The sequence below is a fragment of the Plantibacter sp. lyk4-40-MEA-4 genome, assembly GCF_030209415.1.
In the GTDB taxonomy this organism is placed as follows: domain Bacteria; phylum Actinomycetota; class Actinomycetes; order Actinomycetales; family Microbacteriaceae; genus Plantibacter; species Plantibacter flavus_A.
On the sequence record NZ_JARVSA010000002.1, the window covers coordinates 60,385 to 73,963 of the forward strand.

Here is a 13,579-nt window from a genome sequence, read left to right on the forward strand (position 1 = left end):
CTCTCAGAAAAGTCTCAAGAAACGTGCAGATAATGGTGTCATGACCGGACCCCGCATCCTCATCGTCGACGACGAACCGAACATCCGCGACCTCCTCACCACGAGCCTGCGATTCGCCGGCTTCGCCGTCCGTGCCGTGGGCAACGGCGCAGCCGCCATCTCGGCGGTCCTCGAGGAGGAGCCAGACCTCATCATCCTCGACGTGATGCTGCCGGACATGAACGGCTTCGGCGTCACCAAGCGCCTCCGCAGCGCCGGTTACACGGCGCCCATCCTCTTCCTCACCGCGAAGGACGACACCGAGGACAAGATCACGGGCCTGACGGTCGGCGGCGACGACTACGTCACCAAGCCGTTCAGCCTCGACGAGATCGTGGCACGCATCAAGGCCATCCTCCGCCGGACGATGCAGGCCGACGAGGACGCGGTGATCCGCACCGGCGAGCTGACGATGGACCAGGACACCCACGAGGTCCTCGTCGGTGACACCCCCATCGACCTCAGCCCGACCGAGTTCAAGCTCCTCCGCTACCTCATGCTCAACCCGAATCGCGTCCTGTCGAAGGCCCAGATCCTCGACCACGTCTGGGAGTACGACTTCAACGGCGACGCCGGCATCGTCGAGAGCTACATCTCCTACCTGCGCCGGAAGCTCGACCAGTTCTCCAGCGAGCCGCTCATCCAGACCAAGCGCGGATTCGGCTACATGCTCAAGGCCGGAAAGGCGTAGCCCCCACCCGATGGCCGATTCCCTGTCCACCTGGTGGAGCAGCGTCTCACTCCGGACGAAGATCACCGGGGTGACGGTGCTCGTCCTCGCCTTCGGTCTGCTCGTCGCCGGCATGGGGACGACCCCGCTCCTCAAGGAGGTCCTCACCCAGCAGGCGAACGACAGTCTGGTCACTGCCGCCAAGGGCAAGATCGTCGGTGAGATCTCCGAGGACGGTCAGCTCCAGCTCGACGCCCCCTCGACGCTGTTCGTCGCCGTGTACGACACGAACGGCGAACTCCGGGCCTCCTCCGGCTGGGACGACAGCATCGCTCCCGAGCACCCGGCGCACCTCAGCGCGAACGACGTCGCCGCGAGCGGGAACCAGATCTACACGACCACCAACGCGAGCGGCACGATCGTGTACCACGCGGTGTCCGTCCCGGTCACCCTCGACGGGTTCCGCACGGGAGCGGCATGGGTCGCCATCTCGATGCAGGGCACCGACAACACGATCGCGACCTACCTCACGATCTTCTTCGTCCTCGGCGTGCTCATCATCGTGGTCGGAGCACTCCTCACCCGCTGGTTGGTGACCGGCACCTTCGAACCGCTCCGCCAGGTGGAACGGACGGCCGCCGCGTTCGCCGACGGCGACTTCAGCCAGCGACTCGCGGGCTCGACGCCGAACACCGAGGTGGGGCGACTCAGCCGATCGCTCAACACGATGCTCGCGCGCATCGACCGCGCGTACTCCGATCGCGGGAAGACCATCGAGCAGATGCGGAACTTCGTCGGCGATGCGAGCCACGAGCTGCGCACCCCGCTCGTCTCCGTCCGCGGCTACGCCGAGCTCTACCGGATGGGCGCCCTCCAGACGCCGCAGGACGTGGCACAAGCCATGGAGCGCATCGAGAAGGAGGCCATCCGCATGGGTGCGCTCGTCGAGGACCTCCTCCAGCTCGCCCGCCTCGACGAGACGCGACCGCTGAACGTCGCCCCCGTCGACCTGCTCCCGATCGCACGCGACGCCGCTCTCGACACCACCGCACAGGCCCCCGGGCGCACGGTCCAGGTCGTCCGCGACGAACGCATGGCGCGAGCCGCCGACGACGATGCCTCCGAGACGCCAGGCGAGTCCCCAGCCGCTGCCGAAGCACCGGTCCAGACGAGCTCGACCGGCCCGATCTTCGGAGCGACGTTCAACCGCTTCCGGCGTCGGCCGAAGCCGTCCGGCGACGCCACCACGCCCGACACGAAGCCCAATGCCGAACCGTTGACCCTGGCCGTGCCGCCGATCGTCCTCGGCGAGGAGAACAAGATCCGGCAGGTCGTCACGAACCTCATCGGAAACGCCCTGCGATTCACACCCGCCGACAGCCCGATCGAGCTCGCGGTCGGCACGGACGCCCGCGCCGGGACCGCCAGCATCGCCATCGTCGACCACGGCGAGGGCATTCCGCCGCAGATCCGCGAGAAGATCTTCCAGCGCTTCTGGCGTGCCGACAGTTCGCGGACCCGCGAGACGGGCGGCAGCGGCCTCGGACTGGCGATCGTCGCGTCCATCGTCGCTGCGCACGGCGGCACGGTCGACGTCACCGAGACCCCCGGTGGCGGCGCGACGTTCCGCGTGATCCTGCCGCTCGCCCCGTCGGCGGCCACGAGCCCCATCGTCATCGCGGGCCCTCCGGCCTGACCCGCCACCGGGCCTCCTCGACCCTCCTCCACAGGCGCCGGCTTGCCCCGGACGGCATGTCCGAGGTCTCCCTCGCCGGTTCCGGCCGGTGACGAGCACCTACCGTCTCGGTAGTGGCGATGACAGGCATCGCCCGGACGAACGGAGTTCCCATGGCCACTTTCCAGGTCGACAGCGACGCGGTCGAGCGCGCCTCCACGGCGGCACGCGTCACGATCGAACAGATCCAGAACGAGGTCGCCCGCCTGCACTCGCAGCTGGCGGCACTCGACGGGCAATGGACCGGCGCAGCAGCCGCTGCGTTCCACGGTGTCGTCGAGCGCTGGAGGGGCACCCAGCGTCAGGTCGAGGAGAACCTCGGCGAGATCAGCCGGGCACTCGCCGTCGCGGGCACACAGTACGCCGAGATCGAGCGGGCGAACGCCAGCATGTTCAGCGGGTGAGCGGCTGACCGCCGACGCGGTTCACGGACCTGCGTCGGCGGGCTCCCGCGACCTCCGGCGACGGTGCGGCTCAACGGCCGCTCAGGACCCCGGCCGCGGCAGCCTGAGCATAAGCCGTCGCTTGTGCGCCGAGCTCGGAGACCCCGTAAACCGGATCGGCCGAGCTCTCGTTACTGACATCGATGCGCAGCCAATGACCGTCGACCGTGAGGTGGACGCTGCACGACGAGAAGATCTCCGTCCGGCACTGCAGGAAGGCGTCGCGCGATCCCAAGCCGTCGAGCGCCAGGAAGCTGATGTCCGCACCGTCCTTCATCCGCGTCTCTACCAACTGCTCATAGGCCCACTGTCCACGGGGCAGGGCGGTGAGCAATCCGCGAGCCGAATCGCTGTCAGGGAGCCCGAAGATACAGTCCGGGACGCCCAAATCGTCAGCGGCCCCTCGACTGGCCGAACCGCCCTTCTTCGGCGCCGACGTGTACACCAGTTGCTGGCCGAGGAGGTCACTCATCGTCGCCTCGGGCACGAAGCCCTCGCACTCGGTCGGCAGGACAGCTGGCCCGGCCGTCGTGTCGCCCCAGTCGAAACGTGGCGCACTCGCCGTCGGCTCCAATGCGGTCCTGATCGATTCGACGAACGGCATGACCGCGGTCAGCGCCGCTTCGTCGGACTCGGCGACATTGTCGGCCGGGCCGTCGATGAGGACCTCCACCCAGCTGTCGCCGACGAGGAACTGCATACTGCACACATCGAGCACACGTCCGTCGCCGGTGAAGCAGGAGAGCGGCGTGGAGTTCTCCCAGGGGCCGGGCTCGCCCGACGTCCAACCTTCGAAGAACGGCTGCCAGCGGGCCGACGCCTGAGGGAGCACCAGCACCTGCGCCCAGCGCTCGGTCCCGAGCGGAGAGCCTCCCTGCAGCCGACTGCGGGGCTCCCCGTTCCCCCAGCTGCACTGTAGTCCTCCGAGCGCCACGGGCGCCGTATTGATCGGTGTCGCGTTGACGTCATCCGTGAACGGGGCCTCGAGCACGACGGAGGGCGCGAGTGCCGAGCTGACGATGTCGGCTGGGACGAGGTCCTTGCATCCGAGTCCGTACGAGCTGACCGGGGTGGTGGGCCCAGGGGCGGTGGTCGGTGTCGCGGACGACACCGGTGTGGACGTCTCCGTCGGGGTCGGTTCGGCCGGCGTGCACGCGCTCAGCCCCAGAATCAATACGGCGGCGATCGCCGCTCCCCCGATGCGTCTCATAGCTCGATCATAGGAAATGCCACACGCGTCGATATGCCGTTCCGATCACGTCTCTACAACGACTGACGGGCCCATGCGGAATCGGGCATACAGGTCGAGGGTCCTCCCCGATGCGCCATGGCGAAACGACGCAGGGCGCCTCCCGAAGGAGACGCCCTGCGCAGGTGTTGCTGTCGGACTTAGAAGTCCATGCCACCGGTCGGGTCGCCGGCCGGAGCCGGGTTCTTCTCCGGCTTGTCGGCGACGACGGCCTCGGTGGTGAGGAACAGGCCGGCGATCGACGCTGCGTTGAGCAGCGCGGAGCGCGTGACCTTCACCGGGTCGTTGATGCCGGCAGCGAGCATGTCGACGTACTCACCGGTCGCGGCGTTGAGGCCGTGTCCGACGGGCAGGTTGCGGACCTTGTCGGCGACGACGCCGGGCTCGAGGCCTGCGTTGAGCGCGATCTGCTTGAGCGGAGCGTCGATGGCGACCTTGACGATGTTCGCACCGGTCGCCTCGTCACCGACGAGCTCGAGCTTCTCGAACGCGGTCTTGCCGGCCTGGATCAGGGCGACGCCACCACCGGCGACGATGCCCTCTTCGACGGCGGCCTTCGCGTTGCGAACGGCGTCCTCGATGCGGTGCTTGCGCTCCTTGAGCTCGACCTCGGTCGCTGCACCGGCCTTGATGACCGCCACACCGCCCGCGAGCTTGGCGAGACGCTCCTGGAGCTTCTCGCGGTCGTAGTCGCTGTCGGTGTTGTCGATCTCCTTGCGGATCTGCGAGACACGACCGGCGATGGCGTCGGCGTCGCCGGCACCCTCGACGATGGTGGTCTCATCCTTGGTGATGACGACCTTGCGCGCACGGCCGAGCAGGTCGAGGGTGACGGTCTCGAGCTTGAGGCCGACCTCCTCGGAGATGACCTGGCCACCGGTGAGGATGGCGATGTCCTGCAGCTGAGCCTTGCGGCGGTCGCCGAAGCCCGGAGCCTTGACGGCGACGGACTTGAAGATGCCACGGATCTTGTTGACGACGAGCGTCGCGAGAGCTTCGCCGTCGACGTCCTCAGCGATGATGAGGAGCTGCTTGCCCGACTGGATGACCTGGTCGACGATCGGCAGGAGGTCCTTGATCGCGGAGATCTTCTGGTTGGCGATGAGGATGTAGGGGTCCTCGAACACCGCTTCCTGGCGGTCGGGGTCGGTCACGAAGTACTGCGACAGGTAGCCCTTGTCGAAGCGCATGCCCTCGGTGAGCTCGAGCTCAGTGCCGAAGGTGTTCGACTCCTCGACGGTGACGACGCCCTCCTTGCCGACCTTGTCGATCGCCTCGGCGATGATCTCGCCGATGGTGGTGTCGCCGGCGGAGATGGAAGCGGTCGCAGCGATCTCCTCCTTGGTCTCCACCTCCTTGGCGTTGGCGATGAGCTCGACCGTGACGGCCTCGACGGCCTTCTCGATGCCGCGCTTGAGGCTGATGGGGTCGGCGCCTGCGGCGACGTTGCGGAGGCCCTCGCGAACGAGCGCCTGTGCCAGCACGGTCGCCGTGGTGGTGCCGTCGCCGGCGACGTCGTCGGTCTTCTTGGCGACCTCCTTGACGAGCTCCGCGCCGATCTTCTCGTACGGGTCGTCGAGTTCGATCTCCTTGGCGATGGACACGCCGTCGTTGGTGATCGTGGGGGCGCCCCACTTCTTCTCGAGGACAACGTTGCGACCGCGCGGCCCAAGGGTGACCTTGACCGTGTCAGCAAGAATGTTCAGTCCACGCTCGAGGCCGCGACGGGCCTCCTCGTCGAAAGCAATGATCTTAGCCATGTGTGTTTTTCGTCCCTCCCGGACGTCATGAACGTTGTTAGCACTCAATGAGTACGAGTGCTAAGTCGATTCTGGCACTCAGGGGGTGGGAGTGCAAGTGAGCGCCGGAGCCCTGAGCGAACTCCCGGGATCCGCCCCGGAACGACGAACGACGCCGCCCACCGGAGTGGACGGCGTCGCAGGAATCGCGTGCCTGATCAGCGGCTACGCCAGGCGCACACCTTCGGCCTGGGGCCCCTTTGCTCCCGTGCCGACCTCGAAGACGACCGCCTGGCCCTCTTCCAAGGACTTGTAGCCGCTCATGTCGATCGCCGAGTAGTGGACGAAGACATCCTGTCCGCCGCCGTCGACCGTGATGAAGCCGAAGCCCTTCTCAGCGTTGAACCACTTGACGGTTCCGTTCGCCATTTCATACTCCCATTGCTGCGTGCTCTCGGCGCCCGACTGTTGCCGGACCCGGACCTGCCATCCGGGATCGGGATCCCGGCGGCCACCCTGCGCCGAAGCGGACCCGGGGGCGAGTCGAGACGGGACGGGATGAGCGGCCAATTCCAGATACTAATCCGGGGCACCGCGCGGATTCACCCCGAATTCGGCAATCGGGGCGGAGTGATACGACAACTCAACATGGAGGAAACACTCCGGAAACACGGCGAGCCGGCGACCTGACCGATCGACCTGCTCCAGCCGCGCTCAGGCGGCCGGCTGGTAGTCCGCGCCGACCACGACGACGATGCGGAGGACCGGTGCCTCGCCTTCCTCGACGGGGATCGCGTACGTGTCCGTGATCTGGATCGGGATACCGCCGAGTGCGTTCGCGATGGCGCGAGCGACGCCCTCCTGCGACGGATCCTGGTAGTAGACGCCGCTCGCCGTGACGTCCTCGGTGCTGGCGTCGCTCGTCGGGATCTGCTGCGTGAAGCCGGCGGCCGTGATCGCCGCCGCCGCCGATGCGGCGAGGCCGGCAGTGGGTGTGCCGTTCAAGACGAGGATGCTGGCCGCGGGGTCGACGACGGGGGCCGCCTCGGTCGGGGTGGGGGTCGGCGTGGGCGTGGCGCTCGGGCTCTGCGAGCCGCCGAAGAAGTCGATGCGGTCGTTCAGTCCGAACAGGGCGAAGGTGCCGATCCCCACAAGGACGAGCGTTGCGACGACGGCGACGAGGAAGGCGATCCAGCCGCGTCCCTTGGGAGCAGGGGCACGGTGTGCGCCGACGCGCTTGAGGTCGGGGACCTCGTCGAAGCGGTCGGGCGGGAAGGATTCAGCCATGGTGTGGTCTCCGGGAGCTGCTCAGCCGTCGGCGCGGGGAGCCGAGGCTCCTCGCGCCGAGAGTCGGGCGTCGCGGGTGCGCTGCAGCCGCTTGATCAGCATGGGGTCGTGGGCGAGGGCGGACGGCGAGTCGATGAGCGCGCCGAGCAGTTGATAGTACCGGGCCGGGGACAGGGCGAAGCGGTCGCGGATGGCGGCCTCCTTGGCCCCGACGTGCTGCACCCAGTGGGACTCGAACTCGAGGATCTCGAGCTCGCGCGGCTCGAGGCCGCCCGTCGGCGTCGACGCCTCGTCATCGGCAGGCGTACGCGACGCTGACTGCATGCTCGTCTCCTGCCGATCGGTGCCGATGCGGCGACCGTGGAGTCGTGCTCCGGTCCGCCGTCCTCCAAGTCTATTCAGCCGATGGCCGCCGGGCCGCATCCACCCCGGCGAGGGCCGACGTTCACCGGGAAGGATCAGGCTCGGTGCAGTGTTATGGAATACGTCGGGAGCCGCATGCACGAGGCGGCCCCGCACGTAGGATGACCGAGACGAATGGAGCAGCATGACGTACGACGTGTCGAAGACCGATGAGCAGTGGCGCGAGGAACTCACGCCCGAGCAGTATCAGGTCCTCCGCGGAGCGGCGACCGAACGGGCCTGGACCGGTGAGCTCCTCGACGAGTCACGCGCGGGCCTCTACACCTGTGCCGCCTGCAACGCCGAGCTCTTCAAGAGCGGTACCAAGTTCGATTCCGGCTGCGGATGGCCGAGCTTCTACGAGTCCGTGAACCCCGAGGCGGTGCAACTCATCGAGGACCGTTCCCTCGGGATGGTGCGCACCGAGGTCCGCTGCGCCAACTGCGGCTCGCACCTCGGTCATGTGTTCGACGACGGCTTCGGGACGCCCACCGGTGACCGCTACTGCATGAACTCGATCGCGCTCAACTTCGCCGCGGCCGACACCGCCGAGCCGACGGAGTGACCGAACCGATCGAGCGCCCGGTCCTGGCCGCCGTCGCCGGGCGCCGTTCGTGGTCGAAGGTCACCGACGTCGCTCCGAGTGACGCGGAACTCCTCGAGGTCCTCGGGGCGGCCGGTCGAGTGGCCGACCACAGCGCCCTGCGTCCGTGGCGGGTCATCACCCTCCGGGGCGACGACCGGGTGAAGCTCGGCCGGGCGCTCGCGAAGGCGGAGGGCGACTCGAAGCCCTCGACGAAGCCGCTCCGCGCGCCCCTGTTGCTCGCGGTCGTCGTGAGTGTGAAGAAGTCGAAGGTACCCGCCTGGGAGCAGGAGGCGGTCGCGGCAGGAGTGGCCCACATGGTCAGCCTTCTGCTCGACGACGCCGGCTGGGGCGTGTTCTGGCGCACCGGCGGCGCGACTCGCGCCAAAGCGGTCCGGAAGGCACATGGCCTGAAGAAGGGCGAGGAGCTCCTCGGCTGGCTGTACGTCGGAGGGAAGCCGGGTAACGCTCGCACGGGGCGTCGCAAGACGTTCAACGCGAAGGCGCACCTCAGCTCCATGCCCTGAGGACCGGAGTCGCTCACGACATCCGACCGATGACGGGTCGACTCAGTCGGCGGACGACGATGCCGCGGGACGACGCCTGAACCGCGCCGATGCGATCGCCACGGCGGCGAACGCGAGGAGCGTCCCGATGACGGTCGCGACATGCACGCCGCCGTCGTCGGTGGGCAGGAGCACGTCCAAAGCGAGCGCGCTCAGGGTCTGACCCGCCACCGTGCCGAGCCCGAGGATGAGCACGCCCGTGTGCTGGACGAGGAACGCGGCCACGGCGATGAACACGCATCCGATCGGGCCGCCGAGGTAGAGCCACCACTCCCCCGGGAGCGGACCGGGCGGCGCGACGATGATCGCGTGCAGCACGGCGGCGACGACCAGCACGACCGTCCCGACGATGAAGTTGATGAACGTCGCGGCGAGCGTGCTCTGCGCCCGCATCTTGACTCGACCGTTGACCGCCTGCTGCCAGCCGATCCCGATCCCGGCGAGCAGCGGCAGGATGAGGAGTCCGAGCGGGATGCTCCCCCCGAGCTCGCCCGAGACGGCGACGCCGACCGCGACGAGGGCGACGACCGCCCCGAGGACGCGCTGGGCGCTCAACCCGACGACGCCTCCCGGGCCGAACCCGATCCGGTCGAGTACCAGCCCGCTCGCGGTCTGGCCGGCGACCACCGCGACCGTGAACAGGGCGACGCCGAGCGCGGCGGCGGTGAGCCCCTGCGACAGCACGAGGAAGGCGCCGGCGCAGCCGCCGAGCACCGTCCACCAGGGCATCTCCCGGCGTCGGACGGCACCGATCACCGTGGCGAGCCCGCGACGGCCGGTGCGGGAGACGGCGAGTCCGACCGTGAGGATGATCAAGCCGCCCCCGAAGGAGATCGCGGCGGCGGTGAACCCGTCACCGAGACGCGCACCGAGCTCGCCGTTCAACCGGGCCTGCACCGCGATGAAGGCGCCACTGACGACGGCGATGAGGAGCGCGAGCGGTGCTGGGAAACGGGTCACGGGAGGGTTCCTTCCAATGAGGAACCGCCCACTCAGCAGGCTGAGCGGGCGGTTCTCGGCTGGAGCCGACGACGGGACTTGAACCCGTAACCTACGCTTTACAAGAGCGTTGCGCTACCAATTGCGCCACGTCGGCCGACAGGGGCTGGCCCCGGTCTCGTCCATCCTACGATGGCGGCGGATCAGCCGTTGGTCACGGGCGACTCGCTGGCACCCGGCGTCGGCGTGCCGGTGGAGTAGCTCTCGCTCGAGACGGCGAGGACGAACGCCGCGAACTGCTCGGCGTCGGTGAGTGAGCCCGTGTACTGCTTGCCGTTCACCAGGATGGTCGGCGTCCCCTCCACCTTCTCGACGTCCGTCCCGGGCAGCGGGCCGCTGCGCGCACGGTCGGTCGAGTCCTTCACCCACGACTTGTAGGTGCCGTCGTCGATGCAAGCGTTGATCTTCTTCTCGCCGCCGGAGATGACTCCCTTGGCGATCGACTTCAGCTCTGCGTCGGTCAGGCCCTCGGTGTTCTCCTTGGGCTGGTTCTCGAACAGTGCGGTGTTGAAGGAGAAGAAGTCGTTCGGTGAGTACTCCGCGACGCAGGCGGCCGCGTTCGAAGCGCGCAGCGAGTACTGCGTCCCGAGCGACAGGTTGCTCAGCGTTGCGAGGGGGTGCACCGTGTACGTCGCGGCGCCGGCCTCGAGCCAGCCCTTGACCTGCTCGGCGTTCGTGGTCTCGAACTGACCGCAGTAGGGGCAGAGGAAGTCCTGGTAGACGGAGATCTCGACGCCGTCGGCGGCGGGGGTCTCGGTTGCTGCCGGCGTCTCGGCGGGGGCGGGCTCCGCGGGGGCGGCCGGATCGGTCGCGCTCGGCGTGGGCGTCGACGCGCCGGCCGGGGCTCCGACCAGCTGCAAGCCGGCGGAGACGGTGAAGCCGTCGTTCTTCGCCGCGGTCGGGACCGGTCCGGCGGGCTTGATCGACGTCACGATGATGACCGCCACCACCGCCACGATCGCGAGCGCGCCGAGCACGATGCCGCCCTGGAGCAGCACCCGATTGCGGCGGTCGCGGCGCTTCTGCTGCTCGCGCAGCACCCGCGCCTTCTCGCGTGCCGCGTCGCGTCGTTCGTTCTTGGTCGGTCGGTTCTGCGATCCAGCGCCAGACATTGATCCTCGTTTCGGGGGGCTCGCGCTGCGGAGACGAGGCAGCGCCAAACAGAGTAATCGTAGACCTGCCGCCTGGGAGAGGCCCAAACCAGGCCGGGAGCCGGCTGTGCGTCCACCGGGAGATCCGCTGGCTGCTGGATCTTCCATTCACAGGAGGTCGTGGCATACTGGGACGGCGAACCGGCCATCGATGACGGGTTCGCGTCCATTCACAACGGATCGTCCGGCACGTACCTGCCGGTGAAGGAGAACAACCATGGCGTCTGTGACGTTCGACAACGCAACCCGTTTCTACCCGGGTGGCACCCGCCCCGCGGTCGACAAGCTGAACCTCGAGGTCGCCGACGGCGAATTCCTCGTCCTCGTCGGCCCGTCCGGCTGCGGCAAGTCCACCTCCCTCCGCATGCTCGCCGGCCTCGAAGAGGTCAACGACGGCCACATCTTCATCGGCGACCGCGACGTCACCGACGTGCCGCCGAAGGATCGCGACATCGCGATGGTGTTCCAGAACTACGCGCTCTACCCGCACATGACCGTCGCCGAGAACATGGGCTTCGCGCTCAAGATCGCCGGTGTCGGCAAGGAAGAGCGTGCCACCCGCGTGCTCGAGGCCGCCAAGCTCCTCGACCTCGAGGATTACCTGACCCGCAAGCCGAAGGCGCTCTCCGGTGGTCAGCGTCAGCGCGTCGCGATGGGTCGAGCCATCGTCCGTCAGCCCCAGGTCTTCCTCATGGACGAGCCGCTGTCGAACCTCGACGCCAAGCTCCGCGTCCAGACCCGCACCCAGATCGCATCGCTGCAGCGTCGTCTCGGCGTCACCACCGTCTACGTCACGCACGACCAGACCGAGGCGCTCACCATGGGCGACCGCATCGCGGTCCTCAAGGACGGCATCCTGCAGCAGGTCGGCACCCCGCGCGACCTCTACGAGAAGCCGAACAACGTCTTCGTCGCCGGCTTCATCGGCAGCCCGGCCATGAACCTGTTCGAGGGCGAGATCGCCGATGGCGGCATCAAGCTCGGCGGCTTCGTCATCCCGGTCGAGCGCGAGATCACCGACGCCGCTCCGTCGAAGAACGTCACGGTCGGCGTGCGACCCGAGGACATCACCGTGTCCAGCAACTCGGGCTCCGGCATCGAGGTGACCGTCGACCTCGTCGAGGAGCTCGGCGCCGACGGCTACCTCTACGGCCACACCGAGGTCTCCGGCAAGCGCACCGACATCGTCGCCCGCGTCGACGGCCGCAACCACGCGCACATCGGCGACACGGTCTTCCTCGCGCCGACGCCGCACCACGTGCACGCGTTCGACTCGGCATCGGGTGAGCGTCTGGGCAACAAGCCGGTCGTGTCCTCCTCGATCTAGTTTCCCGCCGACGATGGTCGAGCGGTCGGTCTCCGATCGCTCGGCCATCGTCGTTTTCGCTTGTCCAGTCTCTGCACGACGATCCCCGAGGAGCGCTCCGCACCATGTCCGGCGCATTGAACATCACCGCTGCCACCGTCGACCCGGCGCTGCTCGACCTCCCCTGGGAGCTCCCCCTCGAGAACTGGCCGAATGAGGCCATCGCCTCGCTCCCGAAGGGCATCTCGCGCCACCTCGTCCGGTTCGCGAACCTGTCCGGCTACGTCATCGCCGTCAAGGAGACGACCGCGGAGATGGCGAAGGGCGAGTACGACATGCTGCGCACCCTGCAGCGCCTCGACATCCCCTGCGTCGACCCGCTCGCGGTCATCACGAACCGGAGCGACCGCAAGGGCCGAGAGCTGCCGAGCGTGCTCGTGACGCGGCACCTGAAGTTCTCACTCCCCTACCGCGCGCTCTTCCAGGGCACCCTCCGGCCCGACACCGCGACCCGCCTCGTCGACGCGCTCGCCGTCCTCCTCGTCCGACTGCACATCGTCGGCTTCTTCTGGGGCGACGTGTCGCTGTCGAACACGCTCTTCCGGCGCGACGCGGGCGCCTTCGCGGCCTATCTCGTCGACGCCGAGACGGGCAAGCTCTACGAGGGCGGCCTGTCGAACGGGCAGCGTGAGAACGACCTCGAGATCGCCCGCGTGAACATCGCCGGCGAGCTCCTCGACCTCGAGGCCGGCGGACGCGCCGACGCCGAGCTCGACCCGGTCACCGTGAGCAACGGCATCGTCGCCGCCTACCGTTCGCTCTGGAAGGAGCTCACGGGCTCAGAGTCCTTCGACGCGTCCGAGCGCTGGCGCATCACCGAGCGCGTCCACCGCCTGAACGAACTCGGCTTCGACATCGAAGAACTTGCGATCAAGACGACCGACGAGGGCTCGACCGTGCGGATCCAGCCGAAGGTCGTCGACGCCGGGCATCACCAGCGCCGTCTCCTGCGGCTCACCGGTCTCGACGCGGGCGAGAACCAGGCGAGGCGCCTGCTCAACGACCTCGACGCGTATTCGGCCTCGTTCGGGAAGGACGGGTTCGACGAGGAGATGGCGGCGCACGAGTGGCTCATCCGCGTGTTCGAGCCGGTGGTGAAGGCGATCCCCCGCGAACTCCGCGGCAAGCTCGAGCCCGCCGAGATCTTCCACCAGCTTCTGGAGCACCGTTGGTTCCTCGCGCAGAACGAGGGTCGCGACATCCCCCTCGCGGAAGCCGTCGGTTCCTATGTGAACACCGTCCTTCGACACCGCCGCGACGAGGCGACCATGATCGTGCCGCCGACCGAGGCGATCAGCATCCCCGCCGCCATGACCGGACCGGTCGACTGGCGAGACCTCGTCTGATCGG

14 protein-coding genes and 1 tRNA gene are annotated in these 13,579 nt (G+C 68.2%); 7 read left to right on the top strand and 8 right to left on the bottom strand.

Annotated elements, in window-relative coordinates:
* Window positions 1-40: 40 nt before the first annotated feature.
* The 3 genes from QRN44_RS02350 (at window position 41) to QRN44_RS02360 (ending at window position 2,848) form a co-directional block, all read left to right on the top strand.
* The gene (locus tag QRN44_RS02350; protein WP_056007716.1) at window positions 41-730 is read left to right on the top strand and encodes a response regulator transcription factor; all 690 of its coding nucleotides are present in this window, start codon (window positions 41-43) and stop codon (window positions 728-730) included.
* Between the two features lie 10 nt (window positions 731-740).
* On the top strand, window positions 741-2,405 hold the full coding sequence (locus QRN44_RS02355; protein ID WP_285038193.1) for a sensor histidine kinase: 1,665 nt from the start codon (window positions 741-743) through the stop codon (window positions 2,403-2,405).
* Window positions 2,406-2,557: 152 nt separating this feature from the next.
* Window positions 2,558-2,848 (top strand): WXG100 family type VII secretion target, encoded by a 291-nt coding sequence (locus QRN44_RS02360; protein ID WP_079001905.1) that lies wholly within the window; start codon window positions 2,558-2,560, stop codon window positions 2,846-2,848.
* Between the two features lie 70 nt (window positions 2,849-2,918).
* Here QRN44_RS02360 and QRN44_RS02365 read toward each other — a convergent pair whose 3' ends face one another.
* The 5 genes from QRN44_RS02365 to QRN44_RS02385 form a co-directional block, all read right to left on the bottom strand.
* Window positions 2,919-3,587 carry a hypothetical protein gene (locus tag QRN44_RS02365; protein ID WP_175116213.1) on the bottom strand — a complete coding sequence of 223 codons (669 nt, stop codon included), beginning with the start codon at window positions 3,585-3,587 and terminating at the stop codon, window positions 2,919-2,921.
* Window positions 3,588-4,276: 689 nt separating this feature from the next.
* Entirely contained in the window at window positions 4,277-5,896 is a 1,620-nt protein-coding gene (gene groL / locus QRN44_RS02370; protein WP_064296567.1) for a chaperonin GroEL, read from the bottom strand.
* Between the two features lie 204 nt (window positions 5,897-6,100).
* On the bottom strand, window positions 6,101-6,304 hold the full coding sequence (locus QRN44_RS02375) for a cold-shock protein (protein WP_064296568.1): 204 nt from the start codon (window positions 6,302-6,304) through the stop codon (window positions 6,101-6,103).
* A gap of 285 nt (window positions 6,305-6,589) precedes the next feature.
* Window positions 6,590-7,162 (bottom strand): LytR C-terminal domain-containing protein, encoded by a 573-nt coding sequence (locus QRN44_RS02380; protein ID WP_071261182.1) that lies wholly within the window; start codon window positions 7,160-7,162, stop codon window positions 6,590-6,592.
* A gap of 21 nt (window positions 7,163-7,183) precedes the next feature.
* Entirely contained in the window at window positions 7,184-7,486 is a 303-nt protein-coding gene (locus QRN44_RS02385; protein WP_121289769.1) for a DUF3263 domain-containing protein, read from the bottom strand.
* Between the two features lie 223 nt (window positions 7,487-7,709).
* Here QRN44_RS02385 and msrB point away from each other — a divergent pair, with 223 nt between their 5' ends.
* Together msrB and QRN44_RS02395 are read left to right on the top strand one after the other, a co-directional pair.
* Window positions 7,710-8,129, top strand: a complete 420-nt coding sequence (msrB, locus tag QRN44_RS02390; RefSeq protein WP_064296397.1) for a peptide-methionine (R)-S-oxide reductase MsrB — start codon at window positions 7,710-7,712, stop codon at window positions 8,127-8,129.
* On the top strand, window positions 8,126-8,674 hold the full coding sequence (locus QRN44_RS02395; RefSeq protein WP_071261184.1) for a nitroreductase family protein: 549 nt from the start codon (window positions 8,126-8,128) through the stop codon (window positions 8,672-8,674). Before msrB ends, QRN44_RS02395 begins: the two co-directional genes overlap by 4 nt.
* Window positions 8,675-8,716: 42 nt before the next feature.
* Here the strand turns inward: QRN44_RS02395 and QRN44_RS02400 are convergent, their stop codons facing one another.
* The 3 genes from QRN44_RS02400 to QRN44_RS02410 all read right to left on the bottom strand — a co-directional run bounded on the left by QRN44_RS02400 (window position 8,717) and on the right by QRN44_RS02410 (window position 10,824).
* On the bottom strand, window positions 8,717-9,673 hold the full coding sequence (locus QRN44_RS02400; RefSeq protein ID WP_121289767.1) for a DMT family transporter: 957 nt from the start codon (window positions 9,671-9,673) through the stop codon (window positions 8,717-8,719).
* A 60-nt stretch (window positions 9,674-9,733) separates the two neighbouring features.
* A tRNA-Thr gene (locus QRN44_RS02405) sits at window positions 9,734-9,809 on the bottom strand.
* 46 nt (window positions 9,810-9,855) lie between these two features.
* Entirely contained in the window at window positions 9,856-10,824 is a 969-nt protein-coding gene (locus QRN44_RS02410; protein ID WP_285038194.1) for a DsbA family protein, read from the bottom strand.
* 256 nt (window positions 10,825-11,080) lie between these two features.
* Between QRN44_RS02410 and QRN44_RS02415 the strand changes: the two genes are divergently transcribed.
* Together QRN44_RS02415 and QRN44_RS02420 are read left to right on the top strand one after the other, a co-directional pair.
* Entirely contained in the window at window positions 11,081-12,190 is a 1,110-nt protein-coding gene (locus QRN44_RS02415; protein ID WP_071261188.1) for an ABC transporter ATP-binding protein, read from the top strand.
* Between the two features lie 104 nt (window positions 12,191-12,294).
* Window positions 12,295-13,575: a DUF4032 domain-containing protein gene (locus QRN44_RS02420; protein WP_064296363.1), complete on the top strand. Its 1,281-nt coding sequence runs from the start codon at window positions 12,295-12,297 to the stop codon at window positions 13,573-13,575.
* Window positions 13,576-13,579 lie beyond the last annotated feature (4 nt).

Excerpts from the sequence above, each read along its gene's own strand:
- QRN44_RS02350 (WP_056007716.1), top strand. The coding sequence starts at position 41 with ATGACCGGACCCCGCATCCTCATCGTCGACGACGAACCGAACATCCGC.
- QRN44_RS02355 (WP_285038193.1), top strand. The coding sequence starts at position 741 with ATGGCCGATTCCCTGTCCACCTGGTGGAGCAGCGTCTCACTCCGGACG.
- QRN44_RS02360 (WP_079001905.1), top strand. The coding sequence starts at position 2,558 with ATGGCCACTTTCCAGGTCGACAGCGACGCGGTCGAGCGCGCCTCCACG.
- QRN44_RS02365 (WP_175116213.1), bottom strand. The coding sequence starts at position 3,587 with ATGCAGTTCCTCGTCGGCGACAGCTGGGTGGAGGTCCTCATCGACGGC.
- groL (WP_064296567.1), bottom strand. The coding sequence starts at position 5,896 with ATGGCTAAGATCATTGCTTTCGACGAGGAGGCCCGTCGCGGCCTCGAG.
- QRN44_RS02375 (WP_064296568.1), bottom strand. The coding sequence starts at position 6,304 with ATGGCGAACGGAACCGTCAAGTGGTTCAACGCTGAGAAGGGCTTCGGC.
- QRN44_RS02380 (WP_071261182.1), bottom strand. The coding sequence starts at position 7,162 with ATGGCTGAATCCTTCCCGCCCGACCGCTTCGACGAGGTCCCCGACCTC.
- QRN44_RS02385 (WP_121289769.1), bottom strand. The coding sequence starts at position 7,486 with ATGCAGTCAGCGTCGCGTACGCCTGCCGATGACGAGGCGTCGACGCCG.
- msrB (WP_064296397.1), top strand. The coding sequence starts at position 7,710 with ATGACGTACGACGTGTCGAAGACCGATGAGCAGTGGCGCGAGGAACTC.
- QRN44_RS02410 (WP_285038194.1), bottom strand. The coding sequence starts at position 10,824 with ATGTCTGGCGCTGGATCGCAGAACCGACCGACCAAGAACGAACGACGC.
- QRN44_RS02415 (WP_071261188.1), top strand. The coding sequence starts at position 11,081 with ATGGCGTCTGTGACGTTCGACAACGCAACCCGTTTCTACCCGGGTGGC.
- QRN44_RS02420 (WP_064296363.1), top strand. The coding sequence starts at position 12,295 with ATGTCCGGCGCATTGAACATCACCGCTGCCACCGTCGACCCGGCGCTG.